The sequence below is a fragment of the Actinotignum sp. usb-actsch-213 genome (genome assembly GCF_059085665.1).
Genome location: NZ_JBHNSQ010000053.1, coordinates 1 through 12,215 on the forward strand (window position 1 = coordinate 1; position 12,215 = coordinate 12,215).

Consider the following 12,215-nt stretch of genomic DNA (forward strand, 5'->3'; position numbering starts at 1 on the left):
GGGGCGGGTAGGTCACTACTCGCCCCGCACGGGCGTCGTCGTACCACCTTTCCATCTTGCCCCGCACATCAACCTAAGGAAGAAAAATGCCTGAAAAGCCTCTCAACCCGCGCCGTGTGGCCCGCCCGCACGTTGGTGAGCTGCCCGAACGCAGCCGCTGCCCGATTCCGGGTGAACCCGTGGACGTGCAGTGGCGGCGCATGGTGGAAGGCCGGCTCTACCGCTGGGGGCCAACGCAAGCCCGGGTGCGCGAACGCGCCATCGCGCTGCTGGAAGAATTCAACGCCGAGGCCGCTTGGGGCAGCCCGCGCGCCACCGAAATCCTGGGCGAACTACTCGGTGAAATCGGGGCCGGCTCCCAGATCGTGCGCCCCTTCACCTGCGATTACGGCGTGAATATCAGCTTGGGGGAGGGCTCCTTCATTAATACCGGAGCGGTTATCCTCGACCTGTGCCCGGTGCGCATCGGCGCCGGGGTCCTCATTGCCCCGCACGTCACCATGTCCTGCGCGTCGCACCCCATCGACCCAGCTCTGCGCGCCACCCGCCTCGAATACGGCCGCCCCATCACCATCGAAAATAACGTTTGGATCGGCATGGGTGCCTCCATCGCGGGCGGCGTGACCATCGGTGAGAATTCCGTGGTGGGCGCCGGCGCCGTGGTGCTGCGCGACGTCCCGCCGGGGAGCGTTGTGGGTGGAGTTCCGGCCCGCGTGCTCCGTTCCATTAATTCCGACGACGCCGCCTTCGCGGCAGCACTCCTCGCTGACTACCAAGCGGACGTAAGCGAGGAGCCTCTTTTGCAGTAGCCCAGATGCGCGGGCGGCGCATTATCGCTACCCTGGAAAGGCGCCGAAGGAAGGAAGTTTTGTGCCGCATCGTCACCGTCGATCGCACCTGGCATCGCTCACCCTGCTCGCCGTCCTGGCCCTCGTTCTAGCTCTCGGTCTCAGCTCATGCAGCAGCGCCCCGAGCGCCCAAGAACGCGGTCCCATTGCCGTGCACCGCGCTCCAACGGCGGACCTGGTGCTCCCCGTCGCGGATATGGAAGGTGCCCTTGCCGCCTCCGCCACGCTTTTTGCCAGCGCCCGGCTCGCGGTAGTGAGCGGCCCGGACTCCGTGGAACAGGCCGGTGAGCTGGCCGAATCTCTCGGGGTGCCGGTTTTCCCGGTGGGGAATGCGCAAGCGCACGTCGCGCCTCTCGCGCCTCAAGGAGGGGCGCAGCCCGAAGCCCCGATTGCCGAGAGCGCCCTCGCCGCGGAATTTGAGCGGCTCGGAGTCACGCATACTCTCCTGGTTGGAACCGCGGCCCCGGCCTGGTTTAGCGGCACGGTCGAGGAGTATCGGTACCCGCTCACGCCGGCCGATTTCCACTACCTGCCGGCCACCACCACCGCGCCATTCCCCGTCATTACCGACGGTGCGAATTCCGCTACTCTGGCCACGGTGCGTGCGGCAGGTGGCGCCGTCGTCGAATCTGGGCCCGATCCGCGCGCACGCAGTGCAACTATCCGCGCGCTCGCGGGAAGCGAGGCGGCGGTGGCCAGCTTCGGCGTCGACCTTCCGAATCTTTCTTGGCAATTAGCGGCGGCGCGCACCGGAACGGAACTGCCCGGCGGCGGGCAGCTGGTGCTGGACGGCAAGCGCTACGTAGCGCTTTACGGTTCGCCGGTCACGGCCGCGCTGGGGGTGCTCGGCGAGCAGGGCGTGGAGGAAACCGTGGCGCGGGCCGCAGCGCATGCCCAGCCCTATCGCGCCCTCACGGAGGATGCCGTTATTCCCGCGTTGGAACTCATCGTGACGGTGGCGGCCGGGCAGGCCGGTGACGATGGTAATTATTCGCACGAATGGGATCCGGATATTTTCATCCCCTATATTGAGGAGGCCGCGCGGCACGGCCAGTACGTGGTCCTCGATTTCCAGCCCGGGCGTTCCAGCTTCCCGGAGCAGGTCAAACGCTACGAGAAGCTGTTGCGCTACCCGAATGTGGGTATCGCCTTGGATCCGGAATGGCGCCTGGGCCCGGATGATTTCCCGCTCGAGCGCATCGGCCACGTGGAGATCAGCGAGGTCAACGAAACCATTAATTGGCTCGCTGATTTTGTGCGGGAGAATCAGCTACCCCAGAAAGTCGTGATTCTGCACCAGTTCCAGGTGCAGATGCTGCGCGACGTCGATCAGCTCGACCGGTCCCGCGCCGAAGTCGCGCTGGTGATCCACGCCGACGGCCAGGGTAGCCAGGCCGCCAAGCAGGACACCTGGCACACCCTGCACAGCTACGCGCCCGCGGGTGTGGCGTGGGGCTGGAAGAACTTTTACGATGAGGACACCCCCATGCTCACGCCGGAGGAAACCTACACCCAGGTGGAGCCAACCCCGGCTTTTGTGAGCTACCAGTAAGCGCGGTCGAATCCGCGCGGGGCACGGGCCCGGAAACGAAAGGCGTGACATGCGGAGCAAGAACATGATGGCGGTTGCCGCGGGCGTGATGGCTGCGCTTTGCGGCGTGGCGGGCCTGGGCGGCTGCAGCGGTGATACGACGACGCCGCCACCGGCCACGCCCCTCCCCGGCGGCCCCGGGGATACCGAATCCGGTCCCGCTGCGGCTATTGCGCACGGGACCGGGGAAGTGAAAGTACGCGGCGGGGTGATTATTAGCGGCGGGGTGGCCACCATGTGTGAGGTGTTTATGGCGAGCTACCCGCCCCAATGCGGGGGAGCGCGGGTGACTATCGCCGGCCTGGAAAGCTATTCGCCCCAGCGGCTCGGCTTGCAAACCGTGGATCCGGCAGTGGTGACGCGCCCGGGTGAAACTCCCAAGCCGGCCAGCCCGGATCCGGCCTGGGGTGAGCTGGCCCTGACGATTGATATCACGGAGATCGCCAAGGATGGCCAGTCCGCCACCGCGCAGCTGGTGGAAATTCACGGGAAAGAAACGGTGAGCCACCGGTAGCGGGCGGTGTCGGCGGCGGGTGTGGCGGCGGGTGTGGCTGCGGTGATGCCGGCCGCGCGGCCCACCCGGAGCGCGCGCGAGTAGCGTACCGTGGAGATATGGCTATTCATCTGGACCTGGAAGCAGAGCTTCCCGCAGACCTTCTCACCATTGACGCGCTGGCCCTTGATTTGGACGGCACCCTGGCGCGCAATGACAAACACGTTTCCGATGCCACGATCACGGCACTGGCCCGGCTGCATGCCACCGGCGTCGCGATTATCGTAGCGACCGGCCGGGTATACCCGGCTACCGTGGGGATTTACGAGCGTGCCAATATTGACGGCCCGCTGATCGCGGCTAGTGGCGCTATGGCGGTGGCCTCCGTGCGGGATTATGCGCATGGTGAGGTAGGCGCGGCGTCGTACGAACCTATGGATGATGAACTCTACGAGCGCATCCTCGACTTTTGCCGCAAGCATGCCCTCCAGCTGGTTATTTTTGGACGCGACCACCTTTTCGCCAAGGAGGACGGCGAAGCGGTGCGGGTGCTCGCCGAACGCAACGAAGGCGAGCAGCCCATCGTGGCGGATCTGGAGGAGCTGCCCCGCGAAGACCGCCTCAAGGCCGCGCTTTTTGCTAACGACGCAGAGTATGAGCGTATCCGCGCTGATCTTGCGGCGGAATTCCCCAACGCGGCGCGCTCCTATGACGGCACTATTGAGGTGACCAGCCCGGCTACCGATAAATGGGTAGCGCTGCGCACCATCCTCGAGGGGCTCGGCGCCCCGGTTGCTCGCACCGCCGGCATCGGCGATTCCGCGAATGACCTGCCCTGGCTGCGCGAAGTGGGTGTGGCGATCTGCCCGTCGAATTCGGTAGCGGCGGTCAAGGACATTTCCGCCTATGAGATCGGCTCCAATGACGAGGATGCCGTGGCTGCGCTGTGCAATCGGATCGCGGAGGCGCGGGAGGCACGCTGACGGAGGTGTGGGAGTCGCGCGAAAGGCACGGAGGCGCGCTGATCAGCAAGCCTACGGACCTCCCGAAAAAGCTAATAAAGTGCGGGCGGCTTGATGAGTGCAGTCAAGCCGCCCGCGGTTATCGCAGCGGCGTTCCTTTGCTTAAGTGACCTTGACTCAAGTCCCGGAGCTGGCCCAGCGCCCTCGGTATACTATGCCCATACCCCCGCCTCTGTGACGCGATTCTTTGCGTGCTAACGGCGCGAGACGGTGGGCGAAGAGTGTGTTCATTGGATTCCAAGGAGTCGCCGTGGCCGTCACCGGTTCTCTGCTTAAGCGTCGTCGTGCTGCTTTGCGTGACGAGGTGTATTCCACCATACTCGATATGCTGCTGGGCGGCGTGTTCCAGCCGGAAGAATCTTTGAGCATTGACGGCCTGGCTCGTGATCTCGATGTCTCTCCTACCCCGGTACGCGAAGCCATGGTGGAAATGGAGCATACTGGCTTGGTGGAGCGTCTAGCTCGGCGCGGCTACCGGGTGGCGCCCCCCATCTCTACCGAGCAAATTCGCAAACTCATTGATGTCCGTAAGCTTCTGGAACTCCAGGCGGTTGACTGGGCTTATCCGCACGCCAAGCGACTTCTTCCGGAATTGCGCCAGGCCCACGCCGAACACGAAGTCGCGTGGCAGAATCTCGAACATGAAAAAGGGCACCTTGACCTCGCCCATATCCGCCACTATTTCGATGCTGATTGGAACTTCCACCGCGTTATTATTCGCTACGCCAATAATTCATACCTGGAATCGGCGGTGGATAACCTCGCTTTCCAGGCTCACCGCATTCGCCAAACCGTTGGGGAAGGAAGTTCTGACGGTGCGCAGGCCACTGCGGAGCATCATGCTATTTTGGAGGCTTTCGCCTCGGGTGCGCGCGAGGATGCACTAGCTGCTATGGAAGCCCATCTCAACGGGGTGCTGCGCCGATCAATTTCTGACGCGGAATAAATCGTTTATTAGCATCCACGGCCGGCTTGGCGAATGCGCCGCGCGGCAAGCGCGAGGCTGATAAAGATCCACGCAGGCCAAGCCCAGCAAGTAGCTAAGGCGAAGTAGGTGGTTCGCCGTGCGCCCCGATCCAGCTGCGAGTGGGGATCCTTTGCTGCGTGGCGCAATCCGCGTACCAGGTTAATAGCCCAGAGCACCGCGACACCTAGGTAGATAACAATCCCGACCGTGATGAGAATCTGCCCCATCGCTCCTCCTTCGGCATCGGTGTGACGGCTGAGAACGTCTCGCTTTTGTGTAGCTTCGGCATGTCACAGTACCGCGCGACCCTTGTCACAGAATCCTATACGATATAGGATATTGGAAACTTAGTAGCGCGCGTCACTGTCGATGTCGGTTTCAAAGCAGAAACGTCATCCCTACCACAGAAGTGCACTACCAGAAGGAAAGGTTGCTCGATGAGGAGTACAACGGTGAAGACCGATGGAGACCCTGGGATGCACCCACCCGGCGCGGTTTCTCCGAACACCACGGGTGCCACCACAAGCGCGCCGGCACAAGCCCAACGCCAGTGCGGAAATCGGGATATCGGCGCACTGGCTTTCCGCCTCGTTATTTTAGGTATCGGCATCTACGTCATTGTGTCGGGATGGAATTACGGACTATCAGAAACCAATGGCGAAGTTGGTGCCGGGCTCATGCCTTTCGTCGCCGGTTGCGTTATTGTCCTCGCCTCGATTTGGGATCTCATTCGCTCCAACATCACGAAGCCCGCGCCGGAAACTGACTCAGAAGATGACGAATCCGTCCAGCTGATGGAACAGTATGCGGCAGAAGAAACGCCCGCGGAAGGTGAACGCACCGAACGCCAGCGTCAGCTCGCGGTAGTCTACGTCTTCCTCGCAATGCTTGGCGCAATTATCCTCACCCGCGTGATCGGCCTGCTGTTTTCCGTCACGCTCATGGTCTTTGTCCTCGTTGTTTTCGTGGAACGGCGCAAATGGTGGCAGGGGCTCCTCGCTGCTATTCTCACCTTCCTCTTCGGCTACGTGGTTTTCTCTGTGCTTCTCCAAGTGCCGCTTCCTACCGGGATGCTTGACCTGGTGTAAGGGAGGAACGAACATATCATGATTGAGAATCTTCTACTCGGTTTCCAAACATCTCTCACCCCAGACAACCTGCTCTGGTGTTTCATCGGGGTACTTCTCGGTACCGTTATTGGGATGCTCCCCGGACTGGGGGCCACCACGGGCGTGGCAATTCTGCTGCCTCTTACCCTCACGATGGAACCGGTCACCGCGCTCATTATGCTCGCGGGTATTTACTACGGGTGCCAGTACGGCGGCACGATTGCTGCGGTCCTCATTGCCACTCCGGGAGATGCGAGCGCCGTCGCAACAGTTATAGACGGCTACTCTCTAGCCCGAAAAGGAAAAGCTGGTAAGGCGCTCGCGATTGCTGCCATCGGCTCCTTCTTCGCCGCCATTGTTTCCCTTATTCTGCTCTGCTTGGTGGCAGCTCCTATTGCTCAATTCGCGCTGCGTTTCGGCCCGGCTGAAATGCTCGCCATTATGATCATGGGCCTGCTCACCATCATCTCCTTCTCCGGCGATAACCTCGCCAAGGGCCTCATGATGGCCGGTATTGGCCTAGTGCTCTCCACCGTGGGAATGTCCTCGGCCTTCGCGGCTTCGCGCTTCACCTTTGGAAGCGTGAGTTTGCTGGGCGGCATTGATTTCGTCGTCGTTATGATCGGAGTATTCGCCATCGGTGAAGTAGTGTCCCAGATCGGTGCGGGCACCGCGAAACCGATTCGTGCCCGCATGCGTGACATGGTCATTAAGCCCTCCGATATTAAGCAGGCTTTTCCGGCCATTACTCGTGGTACCGGGCTTGGATTTGTACTCGGCTGCCTGCCCGGTGCGGGGTCCACTCTTGCCTCCCTGGTTGCCTACGGCGCGGAAAAGCAGGTCTCCAAGAACTCCCGCAACTTTGGTAAGGGCGCTATTGAAGGCGTAGCAGCCTCCGAATCTGCAAATAACGCCGCGGCCAATGCGAATTTCGTTCCGACTCTCGCGCTGGGCGTTCCCGGTGGTACGACGACGGCAGTTCTCCTCGGCGCATTTGTCATGTACGGGATCCAGCCGGGGCCCCTCCTCTTTGAGAATCAACCTACGTTGGTGTGGGGTTTGCTAACGTCTTTCTTCATCGGGAACGTTATCCTGCTCGTCCTCAACCTGCCCATGGCACCCGTCTTTGCCCAAGTTCTGCGCCTGCCTTACTCCTACCTCTATCCCCTCATTATCTTCTTCTCGATGTTTGGGGCATTTGCAGTAGAGAATGGTGTTTTCGCACTCACGGTTCTTTTCGTTGCTGGCTTGGCTGGGTTCTTCATCAAGAAATATAACTATCCGACGGCGCCGCTCATCCTGGGCATGGTGCTTGGGCCCATGGTGGAACGTTATCTGGTGCAGACTTCTGCTTTCAGTCAGGGCGATCTCACCATCGTATTCCGTCAGCCCCTAGCCTTGACCATCCTTGGCATCACCCTTGCCATCATGGTGGTCCCGGGCCTCCTCAAGCGTTTTTCACGTAAATCCAGCCGCAAATCCGCGGCGGCCGAAGTTCCCGCAGAAGCGACTTCCGCGATTGAGCCTGTGCCGTCCGTGGATGCTGCGCAACCTGCTGCCGTGGGGGAGTGCACCGGCTCGGCCGCGCGCGGAACCCGCGCTCTCGACACGACAACCACCCCACCGCCGGGTCTTGCGCTAGGCGGTGACATCCCCCAATCCGGATCAACGACGATCAACTCTAAGGAATAACAATGAAAATATCACGACTCATGAGCGGTATCGCCGCTGTTAGCTGCGCGCTCCTTGCCCTCTCCGGCTGTCAGGATAAGGGCGGGGGTTCCTCCGCGGGAGGAAGCGATTTCGATCCCGGCGCCCGTATCACCATGGTGGTACCTATGGCCCCCGGTGGTGGTTCCGATATGTCAGGCCGTGCCATCGCCTCCGGCCTGGAGAACGTCACAGGTAAGTCCATCTCGGTGGAGAATCGCCAGGGTGCCGGCGGCGCCGTCGGCTATGCTGCGTTCCTGGGCGAAGAAGGTGATAGTTCCAAGCTCCTCGCCACCGAAACCGCCCTCATAAACCTTCCTCTCACCGAAAATGTGCCCTTCACGTGGCGTAGTTTCACCCCGATCATGAAGGCGGGTCAGGACTCGACGATCATGGTTGTAAAGAAGGGCTCTCCTTACAATTCCTGCCGTGCTGTGGTGGATGCGGCGAAGGCCGGTCCTGTCAAGGTTTCCATATCCGGTGGTGTGACCGGTAACGACGCTATCCAATTTGGCCTTATCGAAAAGGACCAGGGTGTGCAGTTCCAACGCGTGCCCTACGAATCCGGAGGTGAAGCCGTGACTGCGTTGCTCGGCGGACACGTTGATGTCGCCCTGGGTAATCCCAGCGAAGTGATGGGCCAGCTGGAAGCCGGCGATCTTGTTCCCCTGTGCGTGATCTCCGAAGATCGCTATAGCTACGATGCGCTCAAGGATATCCCCACCACCGTGGAGGAAGGCATTAACGTGACCTTCTCCCAGTTCCGCGGCCTTATCGCGACAGGTGGGATCAGCGAAGAAGCCCGCGAGTACTGGATTGATGCAGCAAAGAAGTACAGCGAAAGCAAGGACTTCACCAACTACATGGAAACCAATTTCATGCAGATCGATCCTCTCTTCGGCGATGATTTCGTCAAGTACCTCGAAGGGTACGAAGCAGATCTCAAGAAGGGACTCGGGCAGAGCTAAGGCTCGCTAGCAATAAGCAGATAAGCGCCGGCCCCGGAACCGGGGCCGGCGAAAGGAGTGATGAGGTGTATACGGCGGATACCTGGCCAATTGCGGCCAAGATGAATTTCGGATCCCGCACAGAAACAGGGGAGGATATAGGAACCGCACCGGTAAGCATATGGGAAGACCAGCTTCTCCAAGTCAAGGAGCTTGGTTTCGGTGCCATTGATCCGATGGATGATTGGGTTCCCCTTGTTGAGATATCCGAGGAACGCTTCGCGTCTTTCCGGGATATGTGCCGCGATCTCGACCTCAGCATTCCCGCTATTTCCGTAGGTAGGCGTTCCGTCGTCGATGTTCGCAACGGAGATACCAATCTTGCCTTCGTACATGACCTCATTGACCGCGGGCATGAGCTCGGGGCACAGGTCATCAATATCGGCTTTATGGAGGCCCTCACCCCGGCGCAGGAAAAAGCGCTGTGGTTCTGGCTAGCACCCGGGCACGTATGCGATCCGCAATTGCGTCCGCTCGCGGTGGAACGGGTGCGGGAACTAGCCCGGCACGCCGGCCAGCTCGGAATGCACATCAGCCTGGAAATGTACGAAGACACCTACGTGGGAACCCACGACGGCGCGGTGAGTTTCGTGCGTGATATTGACCGTGACAACGTGGGGCTTAATCCGGATATCGGCAACCTCATTCGCCTGCACCGGCCCATGCCCAGCTACCAGGACATGTTCGATGCGGTTCTTCCCTACGCCAATTACTGGCATATCAAGAACTATATTCGCGATGAGGACCCGGAAACTGGCACCTATATGTCCGCGCCGGTTCCCCTGGAAAGCGGACTTATTAACTACCGCGCCGTGATTCGGCAAGCTTTGCGGGGTGGCTTTACCGGAGCATTCATGGTGGAACACTACGGCTCGGACTGGCTGGGAGTGGGAGCAACAAATGCCCGCTATATCCGCCAGGTACTGCGCTCCGCACTGCGCACCATTGATCCTTTCAACGCGAATCTTTCCGCCACGGGCCAGGGTGCCATTGGACAGATTACTCGTGAGTCGGCCCCCGCACCGTCGTACTAATCCCCGAACCTATTTACCCCAGTTATCCGTCCGTCACTGGCCGCACGAGCGACCACAGCTACAAAGGAGAAAACAATGACTATCGTTCCCAATCTTGCTATGACTATCGGTGATCCCTCAGGCATCGGCCCCGAACTGGCGATGAAGTTATGTGCCGATGAGGAGAACCGTCAGAAGGCCAATATTAAGCTGCTTGCATCGGCTTCCGAAGTAGAGAAATACTGCGCGGAGCTCTCTCTGAGCTTCCCCTATTCGGAAGAAGCAAAGCCCGGTGAGGTGCAGATCGTGGGATCCGAGCTCCAAGATCAGCCCGTTAAACGCGGGGAGCATTCCGTGGAAGGCGGTCGGCGTGTGAAATCCGATCTCCTCAAGGCTATCGGCATGTACAAGGACGGCAAAGCGGATGCGATTATTTTCCTCCCCCTCAACAAAGCCGCGCTCCACGAAGCCGGCATGCATGAAGAGGACGAGCTGCGTTGGTTCGCCAAGGAACTCAATTACGACGGCTTCACTTCCGAACTCAATTTCATTCCCGGGCTCACCACTTCGCGCGTTACTTCGCATTGTGGAATCTCGCAAGTAGCCGCCCGTATTAACGCCCGAGCGGTTCGCGATGCCATTAACCTTCTCAACGATGTTATTAAGGGCATCGGAGTAGAAGAACCGCGTATCGCGGTATGCGCGCTCAACCCGCACGGTGGAGAATCCGGGCAGTTCGGCCGGGAAGAAATTGACCATATTGCCCCTGGGGTGGAACTCGCCCAGTTTGATGGTGTTAATGTGCAGGGTCCCTTCCCGCCGGACACCACCTTCATGCGAGCCCAGAAGGGGAATTTCGACGGCGTTGTCACGATGTACCACGATCAGGGCCAGATTGCTCTCAAGACCATTGGCTTCGATAAGGGTGTGACGGTTCAGGGAGGTTTGCCCGTGCCGTTGGCCACCCCGGCCCACGGCACCGCCTACGAAATCGTGGGCCAGGGTATTGCCTCCATCGGTCCCTCCCAGCGAGCCTTTGATATTGCTACTTCCCTCGGGGTCAAGACCGCAGAAGCGGCCCAGGCATAGAAAGCCGGTTCACCATGTCCGTTAATAAGCACGCAGTGAGCCACCCACGCAAGGGTAAAAAATCGAAGATTCGCATTGAAGTCTTCATGATTTTGTGGCTCATTATTCTGCTCAACTACATTGACCGCACCACCCTGTCCATCGCCCTGCCCTTTATCGATAAGGAACTGGGCATCGATGAGGATATGCAGGGATGGATTCTTTCTACTTTCTTCTGGACCTACCTCATCTTCCAGGTTCCGGGTGGTTGGCTCCTCGATAAATTCGGGCCACGCCGCGTTATCGGTGCGGCCGGAGCACTTTGGGGCGGAACCCAGATGGTTATTGGTTTTATCCACACCGGCTTGGGCTTCGGGGTATCCCGCTTGCTCCTCGGTGCATTGGAAGCACCGTGTGCGCCCTCGGGCTCCAAGCTCAACTCTTCTTGGTTGCCTTCCGGGGAACGTGCCCGCGGCGCCACTTTCGTGGATATGGCCGGGGCCTTCGGATCCGCTGTGGGTGGCATTATGGTCACCGCAATAATTGGATTCTTCGGGTCCTGGCGCTGGGCTTTCTATATAACCGGCGGGATCACGGTGATCGTTGCGATTATCTACTACATCTGGGTGCGTGACACTCCGGAAGAACACCCACGGGTGAGCGCGGAAGAACTCGAACACATCCGCGAAGGTGAGGTAGGTCAGGAAGGGGCCGAACTCACCGCAGAAGAAAAGGCCAAGCTCCCGCGCATCGTTGACTATGCACGTTCCACCTCCTGGTGGGCCTTCTGGTTCGGGCGTCTTGGCTGGGCCACAGTATGGTGGGGCCTCATTTCCTGGACCCCGTCCTATCTCTCGCGTGCCCGCGATTTCGATTTAGCCGGCCTAGGCTGGGGCACCTTCTTCATGTTCATGATGGGCGTGGTGGGCCAGCTGGTAGCCGGGTGGCTCGCGGACTGGGGCCGGCGCACCTTCAATGATTACAACAAGGTCATGAAGGCATTACTGGTCGGTTCCGCCCTCGGCATGGCGGTATGCGTGGCGGCAATTCCCTTCGCACCATCCGGAATGACCGCACTTTTCCTGCTCTCTGGCGCGGTGTTCTTCACGAACTTCGGTGGGCTGTACTGGGCTATTCCGGCTTGGCTCGCCCCGAAGAGCCAGGTGGGAACGGTTGGTTCTGTCATGAACATGGCCTCATCCCTGGGCGGTGCGCTTGCTCCCATCATCATGGGCTACGCGATCAAGGCAGCCGGGGGCTCCTTTACTGGAGCGTTCGTCTTCCTCGCCTGCGCGGCAGGACTGTACATGATCGGTTCTGCCCTCATTAATTTCAATCGTCCCTTGGCGCAGCGGCGGCCTATCGCCTAAGCGCGCCTCGTAGCGAC

12 protein-coding genes are annotated in these 12,215 nt (G+C 60.2%); 11 read left to right on the plus strand and 1 reads right to left on the minus strand.

Features of this window, described 5'->3' with window-relative positions; translation table 11 throughout:
• Positions 1-86: 86 nt before the first annotated feature.
• The 5 genes from AC5RK6_RS06225 to AC5RK6_RS06245 all read left to right on the plus strand — a co-directional run bounded on the left by AC5RK6_RS06225 (position 87) and on the right by AC5RK6_RS06245 (position 4,900).
• Complete coding sequence (locus tag AC5RK6_RS06225) at positions 87-809, plus strand: sugar O-acetyltransferase (protein ID WP_274735225.1); 723 nt, start codon at positions 87-89, stop codon at positions 807-809.
• 61 nt (positions 810-870) lie between these two features.
• Positions 871-2,400 carry a hypothetical protein gene (locus tag AC5RK6_RS06230; protein ID WP_274735224.1) on the plus strand — a complete coding sequence of 510 codons (1,530 nt, stop codon included), beginning with the start codon at positions 871-873 and terminating at the stop codon, positions 2,398-2,400.
• 49 nt (positions 2,401-2,449) lie between these two features.
• Positions 2,450-2,953: a hypothetical protein gene (locus tag AC5RK6_RS06235; RefSeq protein WP_274735222.1), complete on the plus strand. Its 504-nt coding sequence runs from the start codon at positions 2,450-2,452 to the stop codon at positions 2,951-2,953.
• Positions 2,954-3,051: 98 nt separating this feature from the next.
• On the plus strand, positions 3,052-3,915 hold the full coding sequence (locus AC5RK6_RS06240) for an HAD family hydrolase (protein WP_274735221.1): 864 nt from the start codon (positions 3,052-3,054) through the stop codon (positions 3,913-3,915).
• Positions 3,916-4,204: 289 nt separating this feature from the next.
• Positions 4,205-4,900, plus strand: a complete 696-nt coding sequence (locus AC5RK6_RS06245) for a GntR family transcriptional regulator (RefSeq protein ID WP_274735219.1) — start codon at positions 4,205-4,207, stop codon at positions 4,898-4,900.
• 8 nt (positions 4,901-4,908) lie between these two features.
• Here the strand turns inward: AC5RK6_RS06245 and AC5RK6_RS06250 are convergent, their stop codons facing one another.
• Positions 4,909-5,148, minus strand: a complete 240-nt coding sequence (locus AC5RK6_RS06250; RefSeq protein ID WP_274735217.1) for a hypothetical protein — start codon at positions 5,146-5,148, stop codon at positions 4,909-4,911.
• A gap of 225 nt (positions 5,149-5,373) precedes the next feature.
• Between AC5RK6_RS06250 and AC5RK6_RS06255 the strand changes: the two genes are divergently transcribed.
• The 6 genes from AC5RK6_RS06255 (at position 5,374) to AC5RK6_RS06280 (ending at position 12,198) form a co-directional block, all read left to right on the plus strand.
• A complete protein-coding gene (locus tag AC5RK6_RS06255; protein ID WP_284894993.1) occupies positions 5,374-6,009 on the plus strand; it encodes a tripartite tricarboxylate transporter TctB family protein in 636 nt (211 codons plus the stop codon).
• An 18-nt stretch (positions 6,010-6,027) separates the two neighbouring features.
• A complete protein-coding gene (locus tag AC5RK6_RS06260) occupies positions 6,028-7,722 on the plus strand; it encodes a tripartite tricarboxylate transporter permease (RefSeq protein ID WP_274735214.1) in 1,695 nt (564 codons plus the stop codon).
• 2 nt (positions 7,723-7,724) lie between these two features.
• A complete protein-coding gene (locus AC5RK6_RS06265; protein WP_274735213.1) occupies positions 7,725-8,708 on the plus strand; it encodes a tripartite tricarboxylate transporter substrate binding protein in 984 nt (327 codons plus the stop codon).
• A 65-nt stretch (positions 8,709-8,773) separates the two neighbouring features.
• Positions 8,774-9,781: a sugar phosphate isomerase/epimerase family protein gene (locus tag AC5RK6_RS06270; RefSeq protein ID WP_274735211.1), complete on the plus strand. Its 1,008-nt coding sequence runs from the start codon at positions 8,774-8,776 to the stop codon at positions 9,779-9,781.
• A 75-nt stretch (positions 9,782-9,856) separates the two neighbouring features.
• Positions 9,857-10,849 carry a 4-hydroxythreonine-4-phosphate dehydrogenase PdxA gene (locus AC5RK6_RS06275; protein WP_126135471.1) on the plus strand — a complete coding sequence of 331 codons (993 nt, stop codon included), beginning with the start codon at positions 9,857-9,859 and terminating at the stop codon, positions 10,847-10,849.
• A gap of 35 nt (positions 10,850-10,884) precedes the next feature.
• A complete protein-coding gene (locus AC5RK6_RS06280) occupies positions 10,885-12,198 on the plus strand; it encodes an MFS transporter (protein WP_274778608.1) in 1,314 nt (437 codons plus the stop codon).
• Positions 12,199-12,215: the final 17 nt, after the last annotated feature.